Annotated in this window: 19 protein-coding genes and 6 pseudogenes; 16 read left to right on the forward strand and 9 right to left on the reverse strand. The window is 61.1% G+C overall.

The features are described 5' to 3' along the window. The 9 genes and pseudogenes from P775_RS20105 to P775_RS29070 all read left to right on the forward strand — a co-directional run. Positions 1–580 (forward strand): NAD(P)-dependent oxidoreductase (locus tag P775_RS20105; protein ID WP_143520952.1); only part of this gene is annotated, 580 nt, incomplete at its 5' end. Further along, entirely contained in the window at positions 577–2,364 is a 1,788-nt protein-coding gene (locus P775_RS20110) for an IlvD/Edd family dehydratase (RefSeq protein ID WP_099912669.1), read from the forward strand. The genes P775_RS20105 and P775_RS20110, both read left to right, overlap by 4 nt. A gap of 144 nt (positions 2,365–2,508) precedes the next feature. Beyond that, positions 2,509–2,775, forward strand: a pseudogene (locus P775_RS29945) (IS6 family transposase); the annotation flags it as partial. A 179-nt stretch (positions 2,776–2,954) separates the two neighbouring features. Further along, complete coding sequence (locus tag P775_RS20120) at positions 2,955–3,719, forward strand: SDR family oxidoreductase (RefSeq protein WP_099912670.1); 765 nt, start codon at positions 2,955–2,957, stop codon at positions 3,717–3,719. 99 nt (positions 3,720–3,818) lie between these two features. Beyond that, positions 3,819–4,025, forward strand: a complete 207-nt coding sequence (locus P775_RS20125) for a hypothetical protein (RefSeq protein WP_099912671.1) — start codon at positions 3,819–3,821, stop codon at positions 4,023–4,025. 55 nt (positions 4,026–4,080) lie between these two features. Next, positions 4,081–4,303: pseudogene (locus P775_RS20130) on the forward strand (hypothetical protein); the annotation flags it as partial. A gap of 187 nt (positions 4,304–4,490) precedes the next feature. Next, positions 4,491–4,619 (forward strand): annotated as a pseudogene (locus P775_RS29060) (sugar ABC transporter ATP-binding protein); the annotation flags it as partial. 51 nt (positions 4,620–4,670) lie between these two features. Then, positions 4,671–4,864, forward strand: a pseudogene (locus P775_RS29065) (JAB domain-containing protein); the annotation flags it as partial. Between the two features lie 292 nt (positions 4,865–5,156). Further along, positions 5,157–5,501 (forward strand): annotated as a pseudogene (locus P775_RS29070) (IS21 family transposase); the annotation flags it as partial. A 1,115-nt stretch (positions 5,502–6,616) separates the two neighbouring features. On the opposite strand, the gene P775_RS20150 reads toward P775_RS29070, so the two are convergent. Then, positions 6,617–9,025 (reverse strand): YbcC family protein, encoded by a 2,409-nt coding sequence (locus tag P775_RS20150; protein ID WP_099912673.1) that lies wholly within the window; start codon positions 9,023–9,025, stop codon positions 6,617–6,619. Positions 9,026–9,039: 14 nt separating this feature from the next. Beyond that, the gene (locus P775_RS20155) at positions 9,040–10,590 is read right to left on the reverse strand and encodes a proton-conducting transporter transmembrane domain-containing protein (protein WP_099912674.1); all 1,551 of its coding nucleotides are present in this window, start codon (positions 10,588–10,590) and stop codon (positions 9,040–9,042) included. Positions 10,591–10,702: 112 nt separating this feature from the next. On the opposite strand from P775_RS20155, the gene P775_RS20160 reads away from it, so the two are divergent. Beyond that, positions 10,703–11,593, forward strand: coding sequence for a LysR family transcriptional regulator (locus P775_RS20160; RefSeq protein WP_099912675.1), 891 nt, complete (start codon positions 10,703–10,705; stop codon positions 11,591–11,593). A 456-nt stretch (positions 11,594–12,049) separates the two neighbouring features. On the opposite strand, the gene P775_RS20165 is transcribed toward P775_RS20160, so the two are convergent. Then, complete coding sequence (locus tag P775_RS20165; RefSeq protein ID WP_099912676.1) at positions 12,050–12,733, reverse strand: TetR/AcrR family transcriptional regulator; 684 nt, start codon at positions 12,731–12,733, stop codon at positions 12,050–12,052. A 110-nt stretch (positions 12,734–12,843) separates the two neighbouring features. Here P775_RS20165 and P775_RS20170 point away from each other — a divergent pair, with 110 nt between their 5' ends. Both P775_RS20170 and P775_RS20175 read left to right on the forward strand, forming a co-directional pair. Beyond that, entirely contained in the window at positions 12,844–13,737 is an 894-nt protein-coding gene (locus tag P775_RS20170; protein ID WP_099912677.1) for an NmrA family NAD(P)-binding protein, read from the forward strand. Between the two features lie 23 nt (positions 13,738–13,760). Further along, a complete protein-coding gene (locus P775_RS20175) occupies positions 13,761–14,915 on the forward strand; it encodes an epoxide hydrolase family protein (RefSeq protein ID WP_099912678.1) in 1,155 nt (384 codons plus the stop codon). 27 nt (positions 14,916–14,942) lie between these two features. On the opposite strand, the gene P775_RS20180 is transcribed toward P775_RS20175, so the two are convergent. Next, complete coding sequence (locus tag P775_RS20180; protein WP_180287516.1) at positions 14,943–15,827, reverse strand: AraC family transcriptional regulator; 885 nt, start codon at positions 15,825–15,827, stop codon at positions 14,943–14,945. A gap of 182 nt (positions 15,828–16,009) precedes the next feature. Between P775_RS20180 and P775_RS29075 the strand changes: the two genes are divergently transcribed. After that, complete coding sequence (locus P775_RS29075) at positions 16,010–16,186, forward strand: SDR family NAD(P)-dependent oxidoreductase (protein ID WP_099912680.1); 177 nt, start codon at positions 16,010–16,012, stop codon at positions 16,184–16,186. 59 nt (positions 16,187–16,245) lie between these two features. Here P775_RS29075 and P775_RS29475 read toward each other — a convergent pair. Further along, a pseudogene (locus P775_RS29475) lies at positions 16,246–16,521 on the reverse strand (aldo/keto reductase); the annotation flags it as partial. Positions 16,522–16,747: 226 nt separating this feature from the next. Between P775_RS29475 and P775_RS20195 the strand changes: the two are divergent. Then, entirely contained in the window at positions 16,748–17,248 is a 501-nt protein-coding gene (locus tag P775_RS20195; protein WP_099912682.1) for a ferritin-like domain-containing protein, read from the forward strand. 570 nt (positions 17,249–17,818) lie between these two features. Here P775_RS20195 and P775_RS20200 read toward each other — a convergent pair. The 3 genes from P775_RS20200 to P775_RS20210 are packed head-to-tail and all read right to left on the reverse strand — an operon-like array spanning position 17,819 to position 19,423. Further along, the gene (locus tag P775_RS20200; RefSeq protein ID WP_099912683.1) at positions 17,819–18,598 is read right to left on the reverse strand and encodes an SDR family oxidoreductase; all 780 of its coding nucleotides are present in this window, start codon (positions 18,596–18,598) and stop codon (positions 17,819–17,821) included. Beyond that, complete coding sequence (locus P775_RS20205) at positions 18,595–18,924, reverse strand: nuclear transport factor 2 family protein (RefSeq protein WP_099912684.1); 330 nt, start codon at positions 18,922–18,924, stop codon at positions 18,595–18,597. Before P775_RS20205 ends, P775_RS20200 begins: the two co-directional genes overlap by 4 nt. 28 nt (positions 18,925–18,952) lie before the next feature. Next, positions 18,953–19,423 carry a hypothetical protein gene (locus P775_RS20210; protein WP_099912685.1) on the reverse strand — a complete coding sequence of 157 codons (471 nt, stop codon included), beginning with the start codon at positions 19,421–19,423 and terminating at the stop codon, positions 18,953–18,955. 98 nt (positions 19,424–19,521) lie between these two features. Between P775_RS20210 and P775_RS20215 the strand changes: the two genes are divergently transcribed. After that, a complete protein-coding gene (locus P775_RS20215) occupies positions 19,522–20,430 on the forward strand; it encodes a LysR family transcriptional regulator (protein WP_099912686.1) in 909 nt (302 codons plus the stop codon). A gap of 153 nt (positions 20,431–20,583) precedes the next feature. Here the strand turns inward: P775_RS20215 and P775_RS20220 are convergent, their stop codons facing one another. Continuing rightward, positions 20,584–21,414 carry an alpha/beta fold hydrolase gene (locus P775_RS20220; protein WP_218967735.1) on the reverse strand — a complete coding sequence of 277 codons (831 nt, stop codon included), beginning with the start codon at positions 21,412–21,414 and terminating at the stop codon, positions 20,584–20,586. Positions 21,415–21,768: 354 nt separating this feature from the next. Here P775_RS20220 and P775_RS20225 point away from each other — a divergent pair, with 354 nt between their 5' ends. Further along, positions 21,769–22,818: a GlxA family transcriptional regulator gene (locus tag P775_RS20225; RefSeq protein WP_099912688.1), complete on the forward strand. Its 1,050-nt coding sequence runs from the start codon at positions 21,769–21,771 to the stop codon at positions 22,816–22,818. Positions 22,819–23,315: the final 497 nt, after the last annotated feature.

The raw sequence follows: 23,315 nt of genomic DNA on the forward strand, positions 1-23,315 counted from the left end.
TGCGCAGCGCCTCGCCGCCCTGTCCGTCGCCCATGTCGATTGCCCTGTGTCCGGCGGCGTCGCGGGCGCGCAGGCCGGGACGCTGGCCCTGATGGCCGGGGGCGACGCGGAGGTGATCGACCGGATCGCCGCCGTCATGAGGCCCCTAGGCCGCCTGACCCATGTCGGGCCCTCCGGCGCAGGTCAGGTCTGCAAACTGGCCAACCAGCAAATCGTCGCTATCACCATCGGCGCGGTGTCCGAGGCGATGATCCTGGTTGAGGCTGGCGGCGCCGACCGCGCGAAATTCCGCGATGCGATCCGGGGTGGCTTTGCCGAAAGCCGCATCCTCGACCTGCACGGCGCCCGCATGATCGAGCGTGACTTCACCGCCGGCGGCCCCGCGCACCTGCAGCTCAAAGACCTCAAGGCCGTCGCCGCCCTCGCGGAGCAGACCGGCCTGACATTGCCGCTGACCGAAAGCGTCCACGCCGCCTTCGACGCCTTTGTCGCCGCCGGCCATGGCGAGTCCGATCACAGCGGCCTGCTGCTGCATCTTGAGACCCTGAATCCGTCGCCTGACTGGAAGGACGATCAATGACATTACCATACGATAGCGCACCCCGCCGCCTGCGCTCGCAAGACTGGTTCGACAACCCCGACCACGCCGACATGACCGCGCTCTATCTCGAACGGTTCATGAATTACGGCACGACGCCGGAGGAACTGCGCTCCGGCAAGCCGATCATCGGCATCGCGCAATCGGGCAGCGACCTCAACCCCTGCAACCGCCACCATCTGGACCTTGCCAAGCGTGTGCGCGACGGTATCCGAGATGCGGGCGGAATTCCGATCGAATTCCCCTCGCATCCTCTGTTTGAAAACTGCAAGCGCCCGACCGCCGCGCTCGACCGCAACCTTGCCTATCTGGGTCTGGTCGAGCTGCTGTTCGGCTATCCCTTCGACGGCGTCGTGCTGACCACGGGTTGCGACAAGACCACGCCGTCGGCCATCATGGCGGCGGCGACGGTGGACCTGCCCGCCATCGTGCTGTCTGGCGGCCCGATGCTGGACGGCTGGCACGAAGGCAAGCTGGTCGGCTCCGGTACCGTGATCTGGCAATCGCGCCGCAAGTTGGCCGCCGGAGAGATCACCCGCGAGGAATTTCTGGAAACCGCGCTGGATTCCGCGCCCTCCATCGGCCATTGCAACACCATGGGCACCGCCTCGACCATGAACGCCATGGCCGAAGCGCTCGGGATGTCACTGACCGGCTGCGCCGCCATTCCTGCGGCGTACCGCGAACGCGGCCAAATCGCCTATCGCACGGGCAGACGCGCGGTCGAACTGGTGCAGCAGGACATCCGCCCGTCGCATATCCTGACCCGCGCGGCGTTTCTGAACGCGATCCGCGTCAACTCGGCCATTGGCGGGTCGACCAACGCGCAGCCGCACCTGATGGCCATGGCACGCCATGCCGGGGCTGAGCTGACGTCCGAAGACTGGCAGACCTACGGCTACGACATCCCGCTGCTAGCCAACGTCCAGCCCGCCGGCGCCTATCTGGGCGAACGGTTCCACCGCGCCGGAGGCGTCCCTGCGATCATGTCCGAACTGCTACTGGCCGGGCAACTCGACGGCGATTGCCTGACCGTTACGGGCCAGTCGGTGGCCGAAAACCTGACCGGGCGCACCAGCACCGACCGCGAGGTCATCAAGTCCTTCCAGGCCCCGATGATGCAGCGTGCCGGGTTTCTGGTGCTCAGCGGCAATCTGTTCGATTTCGCCATCATGAAGACCAGCGCGATTTCTGAGGACTTCCGCACCCGCTACCTCTCGCGTCCCGGCAGCGAGAATATATTTGAGGGCATCGCCTTCGTCTTTGACGGGTCCGAGGATTACCACGTTCGCATCAACGACTCCGCGCTGGACATCGACGAGACTTCGATCTTAGTGATGCGTGGCGCAGGGCCGCTCGGCTGGCCCGGCTCGGCCGAGGTGGTTAACATGCAGCCGCCCGACCGCCTGATCAGGCGCGGCATCCGCAGCCTGCCGACCATCGGCGATGGGCGTCAGTCCGGCACCGCGGACAGCCCCTCGATCCTGAACGCCTCGCCGGAAAGCGCGGCGGGGGGCGGGCTGGCTTGGCTGCGCACCGGCGACAAGATCCGCATCGACCTCGGGCAGGCTCAATGCAACATGCTGGTTGGTGACGACGAGATCAACCGCCGCAAGGCCGAGGGCCTGCCCGAGGTCCGCGCCTCCGCCACGCCATGGCAGCGGATTTACCGCAATACCGTCACGCAACTGGACGAGGGCGCAGGCATCCGCGGCGCTGACGACTTCCAGCGCATCAGCCAAGCGCTGCCCCGGCACAATCACTGACCCGGGCGAAGTGGGGCTGGCCTGGCCCTGCGCATCACCGGTCCCGAGACCGCCGCAATATCAACACGATACCGACGTGTTTGGTGTTGTCATGTTAACGGGTATGAGGTTGCTGGTGCATTGATTTGGGCGTGTTGGGTGTCGATGCAGAGACAGAAAATCAGCGACAAGTACCACTGGTTTCTGCCGCAGATCATCTCTCACCTCGTTTGGCTCTACGCACTGTTCAACTTGAGCCTGCGCGAGGCTGAAGAGGTGATGCTGGAACATCAGGTTGATGTTTCGTACGATTCGATCCGACGCTGGACCGTCAAGTTCGGCCCTCTGATTGCCCACACCCTGCGGCGGCGGCCGCGTCCCGGCGATGTCTGGCATCTGGACGAAGTCGTTTTGAAGATCGCGGGCCGATCCTCGTATTCGTCTTCGCACATGTCGCAAAGGTCCGCCCCGGACCAGTCTTCACCGCGGCGATACACTTCGTGCTCGCAACGCTCGTGGTCATCGTCTTACTCGAAATCTTTCCGGTTCTTACCGCCGGTCTGTGGCAACTTCTCGAATGACGAGACCCACTGATAAACTAGGAGTTATCCATGTCCCCTATCTTTGACCTCACAGGCAAATGCGCCCTCGTCACCGGCTCGAGCCAAGGCATTGGCTTCGCTCTGTCCCGCGGTCTGGCGGAACACGGCGCCACGGTCGTGTTGAACGGCCGTACAGAGAGCAAGCTCGAAGAAGCTGCAAGCACACTGCGCAGCGACGGTCTAGAGGTGAAGATCGCCGTCTTCGATGTGACCGACCCCGAGGCAGTCCGGAAGGCTGTTGCACGTATCGAAAGCGAGGTCGGCCCGATCGACATCCTGATCAATAATGCCGGCATGCAGTACCGAGCCCCGCTGGAAGACTTCCCCGAAGAAGAATGGTCTCGGCTGATGCGCACGAATGTCGACAGCGTCTTTTACGTGGGCAAGGCGGTAGCAAAAGGCATGATCGCGCGCGGTACAGGCCGGATCATCAACATCGCCTCAGTGCAGGCAGAACTCGCCCGGCCCGGCATCGCTCCCTACACGGCCACGAAGGGCGCGGTGCGCAATCTTACCCGCGGCATGTCCACCGATTGGGCAAAGCACGGCATTCGTGTCAACGCGCTCGCGCCAGGTTACTTCAAGACACCACTCAACAAGGCCTTGGTCGAAGATCCGCAATTCACGGAATGGCTTGAAAAGCGCACACCTGCAGGCCGCTGGGGACAGGTCGAGGAGCTTGTCGGAACGGCTGTATTTCTCTCGAGCGAAGCGGCCTCCTTCCTCACCGGCCAAACGATTTTCGTGGATGGCGGGCTATCTTCGAGCGTTTGACGCCGACGCGACCATGTCAATCTTGAGCAGGGAACGCGACGAGGTCGGTGTAAGACAAGAATAGGTTTGTTAAACATCTACGGGCGCAGGTTCAAGGTAATGGAGCTGACGGCGACACAGGTGCCATTCGGCCAACTCGTCGCGACGACGATCATGATGGTGCCGATGATTTCTGTGATCGACAGACCTTGGAGGCTGCCGGTGCCTGGTCTTGCAGTGATGGTGTCGATTCTGGCGCTGGCTATCGTCTCCACGGCCTTGGCTTATTGGTTTTTTTCCGCATCCACGCATCTGCCGGAGCGGTGAACGTCGCACTTTTTACACTTCTCGTCCCTTTCAGCGCGATCCTGTTAGGCACACTCACACGTTGCTGCCGCTGGACGACTGCCTCTACTCCCTGCAGCCATCCATACCGCATCTGACGCGTTCAGCGCTGCATATTGCGTCTGTGAAAGCGATCCCCCGGATCGTTTTCTGACCCTCCCCACCTTCAGCGTCACCGCATTTCCCGGCTGCCTGACGTGGAAGGCGACAAGCCGAAGCGCCAGAAGTTCAAACGCTACCCCATTGGCTTCTTTCACATCCACTGCCCGGCAGTGCATGTTTACATGCACGAGAGGGGGCATCGTCGAGATGCAGACCGCTGAAGGCAAGCTTTACATAGTGGCGCTTTCGTCGGCATCTGCGCCCATGACACATCGGGCCGCGGCACACCTGCGGATTTTCCGTTCTTTTCCTACGAAGGCGTCCAGAGCCAGTGGGCAACCACTGATGGCCGAAGTCCGATTGAAGAATGTGACCAAAAGGTTCGTGGCCGTGACCGTGATTCCCGACCTCAGCGTGACTGTTCCGGATGGGTCGTTCACCGCGCTCGTCGGTCCTTCGGGATGCGGAAAGTCTACGCTGTTGCGCATTATAGCGGGACTCGAGACGCCAAGCGATGGCGCGGTTGCCTTGGAGCTGAATGCCAGCGCTGTGATCCTTGTTCACAATCACCCTTCGGGTGATCCGACGCCCAGTCTGAGGATATCGAAATGACGGAAAAGCTTCGCTTTGCCTGCGAAGCCATTGACGTGACCATTCATGACCATGTGATCATCGGCGAAGACCCTGAAACATCGTTTAGAGGCCAAGGTCTGCTCTAGCCGTTTTTCCTCGATCCAGTTGCCTATCGGCGGTGCCTGGACACTCGGTGGTCATGTCCTTCAATCAAGCGCATTTTTCGGGATCGCCATTCGGGGGCATCGATCAGTGCAGCGCGACAATCAAAGTGAGAGTCCAGGGTCAATCAGGATGAGAACGCGGGTTTTGGGGCACGTAGGGAGGGCGTAGCCCGACCGGAGGGGCCCCCAAACCGCGTTTCGCCCGTAATGGGCGGTCTGCCGGTCGTGACCGGTTCAGGTACAAGGCGATCTTGCCATGTTTGGGAGATCGTTCATGCCGGGCCGCCATGTCACTGATCAACAGACGAGGCTCTTCATGACGCTCAGAAAAACCCAACCCGTTCCCGTTCCCGTTGCCGCCGCTAGGGCTGGTCTCAGCCAGGCGACCGGCTATCGCCTGCAAGCCGATCCGATCCTACCCTCCCACAAGAAGCCTCGGCGGGGCAGGCGTCGCCCGGACCCGCTTTCGGACATTTTCGACACCGAGGTTCTGCCTCTGCTGAAGTCGTCCCCTGGTCCGCGGCCGGTTGCGATCTTCGAAGAACTTCTGCGCCGATACCCTGATTTGAGTGCCGACATACGGCGCACGCTGGAACGGCGGATACGGGCATGGCGTGCTGACACGCAGCATCCCCATGTCCATTTGACGGTACGCACAATCGGTCAGGACGGAGAGCGTCTGAACCTGCGCAAGGCCGACCTGCAGCATCTGCGCGACACCTTTGCCGAAAAGCTGCGACAGCGGGGGATCGAGGCGGAATCAACCCCGCGCCACGCCCGTAGCAAAACCCGAAAGGGTGAGGCGACGCCGGTCTACAAAATCCGCCAGCGCGGCAGGCGCCCACTGGCGGATGCCCGCAAGGAACGGCAGGTGCAGCGCGAGTTGAAAGACAACGCGGGTCAGCTGGCGCAAAAGCCGTGGGATGATGCCCTGGTGGCGCGTCGTAATCGCGTGATTACAAACCTACGGCAATGCCGCGCGGGTTCTGGCGGCCTCTGACGATCCCGCAGACCGCGAACTGGCTGAGGCCACCCAGAGATTCACTGCACGGCTGACCGATACCACAACACAACGCCTGCAGATGGCGCAATCGCTGGATCAGGGCGGGCAGGGTCGGGCTCAGCCCTCGCGCGACGGGAAGGATCGTGGTGATTCAAGGCCAGAGGTGTCCTGGGAGCGCGAAAGGGGCAGCGGCAAGGATCGGGAGCGGTGAAGGGCGCAGCGGCGTCATTGATTGCACAAAAGATTTGGCCGTCCGGTGGGGCGCAACATCCGAGCATGCAAGCTGGCGCTACTCAGTCACGATCACGCTCAGGCGCCAGTTTGGCGGAAGCCGACCCACGGAAGGCCGCTCACGCGCTCGATGATGCTGCAGGCCGTTCGACCGGCAGCAACGCGCAGAGAACGGACCGTGCAAACTTGCAAATTGCCGTCGCCCATCTTGATGTGATCGGCCCAGACCAGCCACTCTAGCCGGTCTGTCGCTGGGATGTAGCGTTTTCGCATTGCGGCCATTCGCGCAGGCCGCAGCATTTTACCTGCTAGAACGATGGTCTGCGGACACATCGGACATATACGCGTTCAGGGAAACCTGTAGCACTGGCGCATTTCGGTATCGATTTCGTCGCAGGTCATTTCAGTCGTCGACACGAGGCGTAGTGTAGCGACGCCGTTTACGGTTGAAGCAGAATGAAGTCGTATCCAAGCCGTATCTGCCCTGCTGGAAAGACGGACTATTCCGCTGCCATCACCTGCTCAACATCGGATTGCGCATCGTACCGAGACCATTTCAGATCGCCACGATAGCGCCAAGCCAGCTTGCCCTCGTCATCCATGGCGATCAGGTGAAGCCAACCGTTGTCGAAAAGCGCGCGCACCTCTGGATGCCGTTCCAGGATGTCGGACATGGCCTCGCGAGGGGCTTCGACGATCACGGACAGGCGCAGCGGATCGTGTTGGAAGTCGCGTCCGTCATGAACGGACTGCCATGGCAAACCCGGCCGAGGGGCCCCGTTGTTACCTTCCAGAACGCCGATACCACCCACCACATTGTGCAGCAATTTGTTACCGCCACCGAACAGGTCGGGAGCAACGGTGGAGCCGTAATACTGAAGGCTGATCCAGCTGGCGACGACCACGGGAGCCGTGATGATCAATTCGAGAACGCCGAACCCCTCATCGCGACGCCAATCGTAGGTGTGCAGGAAGGCCTGACCGCCCAGGTCCGCACCTTCGGTGCGGTGCCGCGGAGCAGCCACAAAGGCACGGCATCCGGCCAGCCCCCATTCGGGGCGTGTTTCGGCCCAGTCCCTCGCCCGATTTGCGACCGCCACAGCGCCGGAGGCTCGTGGCAGACGTTGTGCGCGTTCTGCACGGGCGAGGTTTCCGGCTGCTGCAAGCCACGTCTTGAGTTCTGCGAGGCCGTTGATCGGTTTTCCCGGCGGGACGTCCTGTCCAAACAGGGTCACCTGATCGGTCGTCGTATGATGCAAGGCGGGCAAAAACACCGTGTCCGAAGGGATTTCGATCCCGTTTTTCCGCAACCCCAGCTGGACGTCAGGATCATTCAGCAGGCCTGCCAGAAGCCGGGCATTCACGTCCCCGGCGTAGCCGCCACACGCGCCACATTGCAGCGCGCTTTCGTGCGGATTGTTGGTGACGTCGGCCCCGTGGCCAGCCAACAGAACAACCCGGGCAAAATTATCGGTGAGCGACATGGCTGTCAGGACCGACTTCGCCATCCCAACGCGCGCTTCAAGGTCTATTGTCGGGTCCAGCATGGGAGCGGGTTCCGGCGCGGCCTTGCCGCCCAGAGCCCATGAATCCCGAACGAGCTTCCCTGCGTAGAGCGGCCCTGCGGCCTCGACGAAGGCGAATGACGATACGGCAGCCAGCTTGAACCGACCCCACGCGCGCTTTGCTCGCGCTGTGTAGCGACGGTTGTGATCGGCCTTGTCGGATTCGGCGGCCCGCGAGGTCACCCCTGGGTTGAGAAGCACAGGGCCGCGCAGTTCGCTCATATCCGAGCCGGCGGCTTTGTGAGCGCTAGCCAACCCGAAAAATCCCGCAAAACCGATCGTTTCGATGCTTTCGTCCTGCGATTCCAGTGCGCGGCGAAACACCTCAGATCTGACGTCGATACAGAACGCGGCTTGCACGTTGGGACGCCCCTTGGCGATGCGCGGCTTCCCGGCGCGCAGCTTATCGGCCAGCTTGCGCTGTTGTGCCATTTCTGCCGCGTCCTGGAGGACCGCATCAACGACAAGTGCCTTTGACGGGGTGATAGGGGTTTGATGCGCGGCGATCGTTTCGGTCCAACGCTCTGCGATTTGATCCTTGTAAAGGTCGAACAGCGCTTCGTCGAACATCATGCGGATCGCCAACAGTTCGGTCACTGTGTTGTCCTGTTGTCCGTCCAATTCGGCCTGCCACAAAAGATAGCGCCCGTATTGCGCCCATCCGCCCAGCGTCATGAGCCAGCGATGGAACGCGGTCGTCGCGGCAGCGCTTGTCACGACGAGTTTCTCCGAAGCGCGGCCTATGGCGCGCCAATGCGACCGGTCCGTTGCGGCGACGAAACCACAAAAGCCGGTCAGCCCGTGGATTTCGGGCGTCAGATCGCGCGCGGCGAAGTCCCGCCACGCCCTGAATGGGCCTTCGGCGGTGTCCTGCGGCCAAAACGCCTGTCCTTGGTCAAAATGACTGGCGGCCCATGCGCCAATCCGGTCTTCGATTAGCCCCGGCCAATCAATGCCTGAAACTTCCGCCGCCAGCTCTGCCACGGTGGGAAGAGCCTTTGGCGCAAGGATGTCTTCTTTCAGAGCGGCTTTGACCTCTTGCAGGTTGGGTGCGTTGAAGTGTCTTTTGACAGCAACCAATGCATCCTGCAGATCCGCTTCGGTGATTTCACCTGCGTCCAGCTTCCGGGCCCAATGTGCGCGAAGCGGTGTAATCCGTGCGCCCGCGACCCGCGCCAGGCGCGCGGCGGTGATCGCCAACGTCTCCCCTGTCTGGCCAAGGAACGGATTCACCGCGACATTGGCAGAAAGCGGGAACAGCGGCGGGATCGCCTTGGCGGCAGTGTTGGCCCCGGAGACAAGTTCCAACAGAGCGGCGGGGTAGGATTCGAGTTTTGCAAACATGGGAGGTCTTCCTTTCAGGCTACGGACCGCTTGGACCATCCGTCCAGAAGCTTGTCGAAGATCGCATTGGCGTAGAGACCGTTGGTCAGGTGAACGCGCAGCCCGGCTGCGGCGGGGTGAGAGGCCCAGAGCGGGAATGTCGCCTGGGCCACCGCGACCAGGCCAAAGCTCAGAAGCGCAAGAATGATCAGCGCCCATTCCAAGGGGCCAGGGGCTGGCGTCGGAGGCAGGCTGCCCGCGGTTAGGTGCAGGGTCAGGACCTGAAGCGCGAAATAACTGACCGAAGTGACCAGTGCATATTTCACGGTGCGTCGCATCAACGCGCGCGGGGCGGCATCGGCAAATCCCTGCGCCAGCATATAGGCCACGCCAAAGATCAGGATCACGCCCAAGGCGATGGCCTGGATGGATTTTCCATTGAACCCTATTATGGCACCGACAAGGCCGTAGATCACGATCGCACACGCAAAGGCCTGCAGGACGTTGCGCGCACTGGGCACTGCAATCGGGCCGGGGCGTCTGATCGCGGCGACATTGCGCACGGCCTCACCTGAACTGAGGAATGCGTGTGCCTTGTAGAGCGAGTGCGCCACGATATGGAGCAAGGCCAGTGGGAACAGCGCCAGTCCGCATTGCATGATCATGAAGGCCATCTGCGCGATGGTTGACCATGCCAGCGACGTCTTGACCGCAGACTGGGTCAGCATCACCACGCCACCGAACAGCGCGGTAAAACCGCCGAGCATGACCAGGAACGCCATGACGCCCGGCGCCAAAAGCATCACATCCGCGAACCGGATCAAGAGAAACCCGCCCGCATTGATCACACCCGCATGCAGCAGGGCGGAGACCGGCGTAGGCGCCTCCATCACTTCGGTGAGCCAGCCGTGCACCGGGAACTGCGCCGATGTCAGCAGGGCCGAAATGGCGATCAGAAGGGCGGCAACCGTGGTCGGCCAAGTGGCATCGACTGTCGCGAGGATGGTTTCGATGTCGGTTGTACCGGTGGCGGCAATCAACAGGATCATCGCACCAGCCAAAGCGGCCTCGCTTGCCCGTGCGACCAGCGCTTTCTTACGAGCGGCCCGCCGCGCCGTTGCCCGCTCCGGATAAAACAGGAGCAGCCGGTTCAGGGAAAGGCTGGTCAGCGTCCAGGCGGCAAAGAGCTGCAAAAAATTGCCCGCCATGACCAGAAGAAGAACGGCGGCAAGTGTCACGGACATCCAGGCGGTGAACGCGCCCTGGCGGGCCTCGCCATCCATGTAGGTCCTGGAATATCGCAGTACGACCCAGCCGATGAAGCTGACCAGCACCATCATCACCGCGCTTACCACGTCGAGCCTTACCGACAGGCCAACGCCATAGTGCCCGATCAAGGCCGACGTGCCTGGGCCTTTCATCACGACAAGCATCGCAGCCACCGCCGCAACCACGAATGCACAGAACGCGGCGGCCTCGGTCAGTTTCGGCACCTGCCCGGGGCGCCTTCCGGGGTGTCGCGCGGCGTAGAGGGCTGCCAATAGAAGCAGGAGCGGACTGAAGAGAGGCACGAAGAAATAGGCCATGATCGGAATCCTTTGATTTTCAGTGTCAAAGACGTTCGACCTTGATTAGGCGAGAAGGATCGGCGATAAAAATTCATTGTTCTTTCGATATCGTTCTAATAAATGGAACGTTATGCCGCTGAATTACCATCATCTGCGATATTTCTGGGCCGTTGCGCACGACGGAAACCTCACGCGCACGGCACAACGTTTGAACCTGTCACAGTCCGCCCTGTCGGTTCAGATCAAGCAATTGGAAGAACGCCTTGGCCATGCGCTTTTCGAACGGCGCGGACGACAACTGCTGCTGACGGAAGCCGGGCGGATCACGCTGGATCACGCGGACGCCATTTTTTCCACGGGGCAAGAGCTTGTCGCCACGCTCACCAGCACGGTTCAAAACCGCAAGGCGCTCCGCGTGGGCGCGCTCGCGACCTTGTCACGCAATTTTCAGATCGGCTTTCTCAAACCGATCCTGTTTCGCTCCGATGTCGAGATCATCCTGCGCTCGGGCAGTCCGACCGAATTGCTTGAAGGCTTGGGAACGCTCAATCTCGACCTGGTGCTGATGAACCGCCCGCCGCCAAACGACAGTCTGACGCCTTACGAAACGCATCAGATTGGCGAGCAGGACGTCAGCATCGTTGGTCCGCCAGAGCGGCTTGATCCGGGTTGTTCGATCAAGCAACTTCTGCTGACCCAGCCTTTTATCCTGCCCACGACCGACAGCAGCGTGCGCACCGCTTTCGACGCCATGGCCAGCCGTCTGTCCGTGCGCCCGCAAATCGCGGCCGAGGTCGACGACATGGCGATGATGCGTCTTTTGGCACGTGAAGGTATCGGGCTTGCGCTGGTCGCCCCGATCGTCGTGAAAGACGAGTTGAACTCAGGTCAGCTCAAGGAAGCCGAAGAGCACCCTCGGATCAAGGAAACCTTCTTCGCCGTCACACTGCGGCGCCGGTTCCCGAACCCCTTGGTTCAGGACCTCCTCTATCAGAGTGTCGATTCCGTGTTCTTGTCTTGAAGGACAAACCTGCAAGAAATCCGCAAGGTGCCAAGGGCGGTTCCACCCGCAGCGTCCAGCAAATTCTTGTGTTTTGGTTTTGCCGCCAAGAGTGCAGTGCTTGCAAGACCGGAGATTTGAAGATGTCAGAAACGGGCTCTTGGCGAATGAGTTGGTACAGCGACAGATTTCGATTTATGGAATTCTGAATGTCAGCTCTCAAGGCAATACCAATTCTGGTTCGCGCCTGCCGCGATAGTCTGGTTTCCGCCCGATCAGCATGTGCTCCTCGATGCGGTTTTGGGAGGCTGACCTCGTGCTATACTGCCGCAAGGCGGCTCCGAGCCTATGTTACCAACTTTCTGAAATGCAGCGAACGGCTACTGTCTTAGGATCGCGCCATTTCGTGACCTGCCCCGGGGCAGCTTTTTGGTGTTAAGACCAGAACCGAGGCCGATGGCTTGAATAGGGGTGGGCCTATCGATGCCGGGTGAATGGATCTTGGTGTATCCCTTGCAGCAGCCCACTTCGGTCCAACGTGTCGAGGGCAAATGCGATACTGCTTTCGATCGCGGACTCGGACATCGCGGCGTCGCGACCGGTTAGAGCAGCCAGCATGATCGGTGCGAATGTCAGGTCGAGAAAGCGTTCGGCGATCGCCACGGATTGGTCCGACGGCCCTGTATCTGTCTGGTCTGGCATCACTGCACGCGCGACAATGTCCACCACATGTGATCGTGCCATGGTATCTACCTCTGCAATGAGCTCAGGAAAGCGGCGCGCCTCGGTGAGAAAGAGCCGCATCAAGGCGAGCGGGAGCGGAGATATGGCTTGCCTCAGCACTGCCGACCCCACAACGGCAAGTCGGTCCCGCGCTGTGCCGCCCGGCGGGGCGGGGGGAGTCATGCTGAGCGCGCCGCTGTCGACGGCGTGCTGGACGACCGCTTTGAATAGAGCATCCTTTCCCGCGTAGCGCGCATAAAGGCTGGCTTTGCCGACATGTGCCCGTGCGACCACAGCTTCGCAGCTTGTCGCAGCCACACCGTCCCTCAGAAAGAGGTCGGTCGCAGCTGCAAGGATGCGCGCTGTGACATCGCCTTCCTCCTCGCGGCGAGGACGTCCGCGCCTAATGGGGGGCTTGGGGTTTTGCTTTGTCGTCATGGGAGCGCTGATAGCAGGTCGCGATAGAAAATAAAACTGAACGATACCGTTCCGTTTTTGGAAAAGCGGTGTATATCACCTGACGAAGACAAGCTGGAAAAGGGGCGGATATGAAACGTGACACAGTGATTCTGGCAGGTGCCACGGGCTACCTGGGCGAGCGCATCGGCCGGGCACTTTTGCGCAAAGGTGCCGATGTCCATGCGATCATCCGCCCCGGCGCGGCCCAGGCGAAGCGTCAGCATCTGGAGGCGCTCGGGCTCACGCTGGTAGAGAGTGCCTATGATGTGCCGTCGCTGACCACCGCTTGCGGGGGGGCCGTCTGTGTCATCTCGGCTTTGAACGGTCTGGACGATGTTATCGTTGGCCAGCAGAGCGCGTTGCTGGATGCGGCTGTTGCGGCGGGCGTGCCGCGATTTATCCCTTCGGACTTCTCACTCGACTACACGCGGACCCGGCCCGGCGAAAACCGGAACATGGATTTACGCCGCAAATTTCGGGTGCGCCTTGATGCAGCACCTATCCGCGCGACCTCGGTGCTGAACGGTGCCTTCTCGACCGTCCTGACCGACGACGCGCCGATCCTTCTGCCCAAGGTCTGGCGCGTGCTCCACTGGGGTGAGGCGAGCCAGCCGCTAGACTTCACGACGAAGGATGACGTGGCCGACTATGCCGCCGATGCCGCCCTGGACCCCGACGCCCCGCGCGACCTGCGGATCGCTGGTGGCAGCGCGTCGGCGACAGAGCTGGCGCAGATCGCAACCGCGCTTTCGGGGCAGCGCTATCGCACGATCCGGGCGGGCAGCATGGGCGGGCTGGGGCTGGTTATCCGGCTGACGCAGCGGCTTGCGCCGTCAGACGGCGACGTGTTTCCGGCATGGCAGGGCATGCAATATCTGCGCGACATGATGAGCGGGCGCGGACAGCTGATGACCCACGACAACGCACGCTACGGCAAGGCCGACTGGACGGACATCCGCACTATGATGACCGGCCGGGTCTGAATTTACCAACAGCAGGAATGACCATGACAGCCGACGTCACGCCTTTCATCCTCAAAGTGCCACAGGCCGAGCTTGACGATCTCGAGACCCGTCTGGACCGCACCCGGTGGCCTGATCCATCATCTGTCGAGGACGGGCATCAGGGCCCGCCGCTGGACAAAATCCGGGCGCTGATCGACCATTGGCGCACATCCTACGACTGGCGGCGCTGCGAGGCGCTTATGAATGGGTTGGGTCAAAGCCACACCGAAATCGACGGTGTGGATATCCATTTCCTGCACGTCCGGTCCCCGCATGAAAGCGCGATGCCGCTTTTGATGACCCATGGCTGGCCGGGGTCAGTGTTGGAGTTCAGCAATGTCATCGACCCGCTGGTCAACCCGACGGCCCATGGCGGCACGGCAGACCACGCGTTCCACCTGGTGATCCCATCCATGCCCGGCTTCGGGTTCTCGGGCAAGCCGACGGAGCCCGGTTGGAATACGGGTCGCATCGCGATGGTGTGGACCGCACTGATGGCGCGTCTGGGCTATGACACGTGGGTGGCGCAGGGCGACGACTGGGGGGCCATGGTCACGCTGACGCTCGCTCACATGCGCCCACCGGGCCTTGCGGGCGTTCACCTCAACTTCGTGCCATTCCAGCCAACGGAACAAGAGATCGCGCAGGCCTCGGATGCGGAAAAGGCGATGCTCGCCGACGCGGGCCGCTATGACGGAGAATTCTCCGCCTACATGAAGCTGATGGGAACGCGGCCGCAGTCGGTGGCCTTTGCGCTCTCGGATTCACCGGTCGGGCTGGCGGCCTGGATCTATGCGCTGTTTCAGGACGTGTCTGACAGCGACGGCAATCCTGAGACCGTGGTCCCTCTGGATGACATCATCGACGACATCATGCTCTACTGGTTGCCGAATGCGGGGCCGAGTTCTGCGCGCCTGTATTGGGAGAGCTTTCAGGCCATGCAGCAGGGCGGGATGCCGCAGTCGAAAGTCCCCACGCCGACTGGCATCAGCATGTTCCCGGGAGAGCAGGTGCGCCTGTCGCAACGTTGGGCCGAGGCGCGGTTCGACAAGATCACTCACTTTGGCGAACACGCCAGCGGCGGGCATTTTGCGGCGCTGGAGAAACCTGACCAGCTTGTCGCGGATATCCGCGCGTCGTTTCGACACCTCAGGTAATCGCGCCGGAAGGCCGGGCACAAGCCATCACCGGGGGCGATCCGGCGCCAGCTTCATGCGCAGGCGCCCCATGTCTCTTGCCGGCGGGCCTCCGAATTCCCGGGCATATTCTCGCGAGAACTGCGAGGCGCTTTCATACCCCAGACTGAAGGCCAGTTTGGCGATGGGACCCTTTGATACAAGCAAACTGCTGCGCGCCTCGTAAAGCCGCAGTAGGGTGCGGTATTGCAGGGGCGACATACCCGTCTCTGCCTTGAAATGGCGGTAGAAAGTGGGAAGGCTCATCCCCGCAGCGTAAGCCAGATCCTCGGCGCGGATCGGCTCTGCATATCTCGTCCGGATCAAGCATATCGCACGGCCGATGCCGTCGTTCTGCGCGCCGCCGACGGCGATCTTACGCAGCACGGGCCCCTGCGGCCCCTGCAACAGGCGAAACAGGATCTCGCGTTCAATCAGCGGACCCAGCACATCCAGGTTGCCCGGTCGGTCGATGATGTGCAGGAGCCTTCGATAGGCGTCCAGCAGGTCCGCATTTGCCGTGTGGACCGCGAAGGCACGGGGCTCGGGCGCGGCGACCAGCGCCTCTGATGGACCGACCAGATCGGCAAGCAGCGCCGGATCAGGCCGGAGCGACACCGCCAGATAAGGGTCTTTGCGCGAACAGCCTAGGATATCGATCCGTGTCGGCAGATCAACCGCCGAGACGTAGGTGTCGCCGGAGCGATACCGCAGGACTTCGCTTCCAATCAGCAATCGCTTCTCGCCCTGCAGGATCAGGCTGACGACCGGCTTCTGGATTTCCGGAGCAAGCTCGCCGGGGGTCACGACCTTGAGGATACGAACTGAGCGCAGGCCTGTCTGCGTCTCCCCCTCGGGAAGGCGGTTGGCAAGTCGGGCGACCAGATTGGGCATGGCAGACGTCATTTCAAACACAGTCATCGTCGTGAAGATATATGCATTGAGAGGATTATGCAATGTTTTGATCCTATCGGACAAGTCCCGGAAGCCCTGGCGTCGTATCTCCTACCCTACAGGGCACTGGGCCTTTCCAGCCATCCGTCCCTTATCGAAACACAGGATACAAGGAAATATCCATGGATATCACAACATCCAACATCATCATCACCGGCGCCTCCTCCGGCATTGGGCTGGCGACGGCCAAGGCCGCCATCTACGAGGGTGCGCGCGTTGCCCTTGTTGCGCGGCGAGAGGATCGGTTGAATACGCTGGTGGCCATCGCGATTGGTGCCATCGCGTCGTTGACATCGTAGCCCTGTACCTTGTCGACTGGCGGAAAATCAAAGGTATCGCGGCGGCCAATGCCGTTTTCCTTGCCCTCCCGACGATACTTGCCGGACAGAAAACCGCCCGCCAGCGGGCTCCAAACCATCAGCCCAAGACCTTCTGAATCCAGCATCGGTGCCAGATCGCGTTCAAGGCCGCGTCCGACAAGTGAGTAGTAGCCCTGAAGCGAGGCGAAGCGCGCCAGATTAAACTGGTTCGACATCCCAAGTGCCTTGGTGATCTGCCAGGCCGCCCAGTTTGAAATGCCGAGATAACGAACCTTGCCTTGCTGGACGACCGTACCGACACAGCGCAGGTCCAGATCGAGCCCTTATTATTTTTCGTTGCGCGGCGCCCTACTGTCTTAGCCGGGTTCGATCGTGAAGTCGGCAGCGGTCGGGGTATGTGCGGGAAGCGGGAAGCGAGCTCCTTTTCCCTTGGTTCAGACCAGGCGGTCAATTCAGTTGGATACAGGCAAATCGGACCGATCAGAGGAACCTTCCACGGTGCCACCCGTTGGGACCTGAACCAGAACGAAGGATACCGACATGGCAATTAACTCGCTCAAGGACATTTACCTCGACCAGCTGCAGGACATCTGGAGCGCAAACACGCAGTCCCTGTCCGTCGTGACCGAACTGGGCCGCGCCGCCGAGAACAAGGATTTATCTGAGGCTCTGATCGACGGCGGCAACGGTATCGCCGATGGAATCGCCGAGATCGAAAAACTATGCAACGATCACGGCGTCAAGCCTGACGCAGAGCATTGTAAGGGCATGGAAGGCCTTGTGAAAGAAGCGCGCGCCCACGGTCTGTCCGACGAGATCTCGGACGCTGACGTGCGCGACGCCGCTATCATCCCGCAATACCAGCGCATGGTACACTACGCACTGGCGGGCTACGGCACGCTGGCCGCCTTCGCTAACCGCCTCGGGTTGGACGGTGACGCGGCGGTTTTGAAGAAATGCCTCGATCAGACCTATGACGGCGACCGCCGCATGACCGAGATTGCCATGACGGGCGGGGTCAACAAAGACGCCGCCTCCTGACCTTCACCCGCAATTGACAAACGGGGCCGTGCGAGAGATCGCGCGGCCTCTCCGCATTTTGTGGACATTCGTCGAATGGGCTTCTTTGAAGCTGCGCCATAGAATGTCTGTTCTGCAAATATCAACATTGGGCCGGTCGTGACGGTCCAACAGACAGTGGCGGAAACCTGACTTTCGCTGCACCTGCAGGTTCAGATTGTCGACGTGAAGAAAGCGGACGTTGAAGGCCGCGATGAAATACCTTTTGGTGTGGGCGCGATTTTGTGCTTGAGCCAACACTTTTTCAATTGCTCTCAGTTCCTCAATAGCGAATTCGGTTGGTGTCAGACCGCTTCACATCGGAGATCATGCTATAACTATAGCCGAAACTGCCCAATCGACCCGTCAACTCGAAACGCGGATGATTGGTGTGATGTTGCAGCGAATCCGGGACAACAGGAAACGGATGCAGTTAGTGCCCCATGGCATGGCGCTCGATCGCCATGCTTGGGACACCAGCTTGGTCATCCGATCTCGTTGCTTCAGTTGATCATTACGGGAAGTCCAAGAACTCTCAAGCCGTATGCACGGCTATGCTGTCGGCACGGTGCCCCCGTCAATCACGTATTCGGTGCCGGTGATTGTGCCAGCCCGATCCGAGGCGATGAATGCGATCAGGTTTGCGATCTCCTCCGGCTTCGATGGTCTTCCGATGGGAACACCGCCCAGCGAGTCCATGATCATCTGCTTTCCCTGTTCGACGCCGACCTTGTGCTCCGCTGCGAGGCGCCTTGACAATTCCATCGAGGACTCAGTCTCGATCCAGCCTGGAGAGACCCGCACTACGCGGACACCCTTGGGCGAAACTTGTTTCGACAGGCTCTTGCTGTAGGTCGAGAGCGCAGCTTTCGCGGCGGCATAGGCCGTCGTCGCCTCGGGAAGCGGCAATTGGTTCTGGATCGAGGTGACGTGGATCAGCACTCCGGAGCCCCTTGCCTCTATCTCCGGCAGCAGCGCGCGGTCGAGCCGCACTGCCGGCATCAGGTTCAGGTCGATCTCTTTCTGCCACTCGGCGTCATCAAGAGCTTGGTAGCCGCCGACTGGAGCTGACGATCCGCCCAGCATATGCACCACCACGTCCACACCGCCGAGCCGACTGTTCACCGCCTCGGCCACTGCGACGCAGCCTTCCGGGGTTGTGAGGTCGGCCGTGACGAACTGCGCCTCCGGCATCTCGGGCGGCCTCGTGCGGGCCGTGGTTAGCACCCGCGCGCCCAAGTCCTGGAAGAGCTTCACCGTGGCAGCCCCGGCACCGCGTGTGCCGGAAGTGATGAGCGCGCGCTTTCCTTCAAGGGTCAAGAAGGAGATCATAGCACGATCTCCAGTTCTGCGATCATGCCGCTCTTCAAGACGAAGAAGTAGCGAAGGTCTACCGGGCTGCCGGGGAAGTTGCCGACCAAATGGCTGGTGATGATGGTGCGCCCGCCCTCCTCTGCCTGCGCGAAGGGCTCGACGGTGTAGGTGTACTTGGTCGAGGCATTCATCATCCACTGGCGGATTGCGTCACGCCCAGTGTAGGTGTTGCCCTCGTCCACGACAACGGCATCCGGGGTGAAGAGGTCCGCCAGCGCTTGGGGGCTGCCCTTCTTGTCGGCCTTGAAATAGGCGTTGATCACTTTTGGAAGGTCGATATTCATAAACGTTCTCCTGTGCTGATGGTAAAGGTCAGGTTCGGGTGCCGATTTCGCCGTTAGAACTCTTGGTCCGCGCTGGGATCTGCTCTTTCGGCACGAAGGTCAGGGCAGCCACCGCGTTCACCGGTTCGGGCTCGGCCAGCGCGCCCTTACCCTCGAAGGATGCATCAAGCAGCAGGCGCAGTGCGCGGTTGGTTTCCATCGGCAGGAACGAGATCATGCAGACTTCTTCAAGCGAGGCCGCTTCGGCCACCTCGATAAGTTCCTCCTTCAGATCCTCGCGGGTGTAGCTGATGATGTAGTTGTAATCCTGCTCGAGCGTCAGCAGCTTGGGCTCGCGCATGCTCTCTGGCACGTCGCTGTCCTTGAAGTTCCACAGGAACTTGGCCGGGCCGCCGACGATGGGGCCGCCGAAGACAAGCTGCCTGGCGATGAGCGCATCGAGGATGCGATAGGCTTGGGCCGTCTGCTCGGCGCTGATGAAGACCTGGTAGTATTGCATGGCTTCCGCTCCATTACTGTTCTGACACGAAGCTATTGCTTTGACTTCATGCCGATAAGCGGGATAAACTGAGATGCGGAATTGCGTTTTTCAGGATAATGGCGATCTACAAGCTGACAGATTTCGACGCCGTTCTGGCCATAAGCCGTAGGGGTTCGTTTCGGGCCGCTGCGCTCGATATGGGCATGTCGACCAGTGCGTTGAGCAATGCCATCGCCAAGTTGGAAGAGCAGCTCGGCGTTCGCCTGTTCAACCGAACTACTCGCAGCGTGTCGCTCACGGGGGCCGGGCGCAGGTTCGTCGATCAAGTCAGCCCGGCCCTGCGCGACATTCACCAAGCGCTCGACACAGTGCGTTCGCAGCAGGAAACGCCTTCGGGCGCGCTACGCATCAACACCTTCGCCACGGCGGGGCGTGAAATCCTCTCGCCACTGATCCTGGAATTTCTCATGCGATTTCCCGAGGTCCGAGTCGACGTCGTCACCGAGGGCAACCTCGTGGATATTGTCGCCGACGGGTTCGATTTCGGGGTGCGCAGCCAGCCGCTGGTGCCCAGCGACATGATCGCCATCCCCATCGGACCCGCGCGGCGTTATGCGGTGGTCGGAAGCCCTACCTATTTTGCGACCCGCGAGCCGCCGCAGGTGCCTTCCGATCTGCAGGCCCATGCCTGCATCCGCACCCGGCTGCCCAATGGTGGCATGTTCCGCTGGCAGTTCGAGTCCGAGGGCGAGCCCTTGCAGATGGATGTCGACGGACCGATTACGCTCGACGAGGCCAGCCTCGCGCGTATCGCAGTGTTGGCGTCTATCGGGATTGGCTATTTCATGGAATCGGACGTGCAGGAGGATGTCGAGGCCGGACGTCTGATGCGGGTGCTGGATAAATGGACGCCGCCGCTTGCGCCCCTGTGCCTTTACTACCCAAGCCGCCGCAACCCGCCGGCAGCTTTCAAGGCGTTTGTCGATCTCGCACGCGAACTGGCCCGCTCGGCGCGGGGACGCTAAAACAAGGAGCCGTCAGAACGCCGCAAGGTCACCGGCCCGGAGGCCGCTATGCCCTCTACTGTGATTTTCTCAGACGACGCTCAGGCGTACCTATGCCCCATCACGGGTGAGTTGCGAAGGCCGCGCCGGAGGAAGGCGCGGCCCGTTGCGGCCTCAACTGCGAGCAAAGGCCAGCAGGTCGGCGTTGACCAATTCGGGATGGGTCGCAAAAGGAGCGTGCGACAGGCCAGGATAGGTTTTCAGCGCGCCGTTTTTCAGCAGTTTGACCGCCTTGCGCGCCGTATTCTCGATCGGAACGATCTGGTCGTCTTCGCCGTGCAGGATCAGGACCGGAATGTTCAGGGACTTGAGGTCTTCGGTGAAGTCGGTTTCCGAGAACGCCTTGACACAATCGTAATGCGCTTTGGCGCTACCCATCATTCCTTGGCGCCACCAGTTCTGGATCTGGCCCTGGCTCACGGTCGCACCTTCGCGGTTGAAGCCAAAGAAGGGGCCCGAGGGAATATCCAGAAAGAACTGTGACCGGTTTGCGATCAAGGCGGACCGAAAGCCGTCGAACACTTCAAGCGGAACACCCTCGGGGTTGCTGGCGGTCTGCGCCATCACCGGCGTTACCGCGCCGATCAGCACAACTTTGGCGACGCGTCCGGGCTCGGCGATGGCTGCATAGCGCGTGGCTTCGCCGCCACCGGTCGAATGACCGATGTGGATGGCGTTCTTCAGATCCAGCGTACGGGCCAGTTCGACGACATCTTGCGCATAGGTGTCCATATCGTTGCCATGTTCGGTCTGGTCCGACCGCCCATGACCGCGACGGTCATGGGCAACGACGCGGTATCCTTCTTCGAGGAAGGTCAGCATCTGGTTGTCCCAGTCGTCGCTCGACAGCGGCCAGCCGTGGTGGAAGACAATCGGCTGCGCGTCGCGGGGGCCCCAGTCTTTGTAAAAGATATTTGTTCCGTCAGTGGTGGCGAATGTTGACATGATGATGTCTCCTTGGGTCTGTGCGTTGGTATTGTTGCGTTGCAGGATGAGCAGGGCGGCTGCCGCTGTTGCGGACGTAATCAGCGCCCGTCTCGTGATCTTCGTGTTCATTGCGGTGCCTTTCGTTTCGATATGGGCAAACTATGTGATTTGGTGGACGTACGAACGTGGCGGAAATGACAATTACAATGGCAAAACTGACAATTTCGGACTGCCCGCCACTGTGGCCGAGATCAGCCGCCCAATCGTGCGCTGCTGCTCTGACACGAAGCTATTCCTTTGACGTCATGCCAATAAGCGGGATAAATCGAGATGTGGAATTACGGTTTTCGGGATAATGGCGCTCTTCAGGACATGGCAAATCTGACATCAGAAAAGGCAAAACCGAAATTGTCGCGCGCACCCGCTCCTGTGGCGGAAGTCGGCCTGCTGATCTATCCCGACTGCCAGCTTTCAGCGGTCTACGGCATGACGGACCTGTTCCGCATCGCAGGTGAATGGGCCGACGGGCGCACGATAAGGGTGTCGCACTGGGAGGTGGATACCGACGGCGTCGAGTGTGTCCGGGACAGCCACCCCGACCTGCCGCACAAGCTCAGCCACGCCATTGCGCCGCCCAGTCTGGTGATGCCGGAACGCATGGTCCCGTTTCCCGCCGCCGCCGACTGGCTGCGGGAAAAACATGCCGATGGCACGGTGCTGGGCTCGGTCTGTGCGGGGGCGTTCGTGCTGGCCGAGACAGGGCTGATGAACGGACGGCGCGCCACAACTCACTGGGCCTTCGCCGAGCAGCTTTCCCGCCGCTTTCCCGAAATCGAGGTCGCCGACGACAACATGGTGCTGGATGACGGCGATATAGTCACCGCCGGCGGCATCCTCGCCTGGACCGATCTCGGTCTCACCCTCGTCGAGCGTTTTCTGGGCCCGGCAACCATGCTGGCCACAGCGCGATTTCTCCTTATCGACCCGCCTCGGGCAAGCCAGCGGCCCTTCGCGGCCTTCATCCCGAGGTTCGACCATGGCGACGACGCCATCCGCCGGGCACAGCACCACCTTCACTCGCGCCACTCAGAGCCGTTGCAGCAGGCCGATCTGTACTCCGTGGCCGGACTGACCGAACGCACCTTCCTGCGACGGTTCACAGCCGCCACCGGGCAACGGCCGAACGCCTACCTACAACAGGTGCGCATCGCCAAGGCGCGCGAACGCCTTGAACGCACGCTAGAGCCGGTGGATCGCATCGCTTGGGACGTCGGTTATTCCGATCCGGCTGCCTTCCGGAAAATCTTTCAAAAGCTTACAGATACCTCGCCCACAGCCTATCGACAGCGCTTTGGTATAGCGGCGGCGGTGGATCAAGGCAGCGATTTGGTCGGCCGGGGTGTGACAGCTCTCAACGAATAGCCGAAAAGTCTGCGATGCTGCCGTTACCTGTCCGAAAGATGTTGCGGGCTCACCCGAAAGGTCGCTCTGGGGAAGCTGCGCCGGAGCGCTCGGCCATGAAACGAACGGCAGGTCAGGGCCGTCCACGTCGATCAGTTCTGCCATTCGTGCGAAACGTCGCCGCGCCGCCGCAAGTCGGCAGTGAGCCCAATGTATGTACCGGCTGCTGTTCGCAAGAGTTCAATTGCACGTCTTCAGGATGTCGCTGATATGTATCCGGCCTTTGAATCGGCTTGAGTATTTTGCCGTGGCCCTGTTGGGAGTACGCACGCGCCGCTGTCTCATTACTGACTTGATCTTTGATGACCATTTGGGCTCTCAGACTTTGGGTGCGCCTTATTCCGTTCCATACAATTGAGGGGCATTGCCAAATTGTCTGGCTGGCCTAATCGGGCTTTGGCGTACTCCATGAAAATACCAACCAGTCTGCCGCGCCTGAAGGGCTTCCGTTTTCCACG

This window comes from Puniceibacterium antarcticum (assembly GCF_002760615.1).
Lineage (GTDB): Bacteria > Pseudomonadota > Alphaproteobacteria > Rhodobacterales > Rhodobacteraceae > Puniceibacterium > Puniceibacterium antarcticum.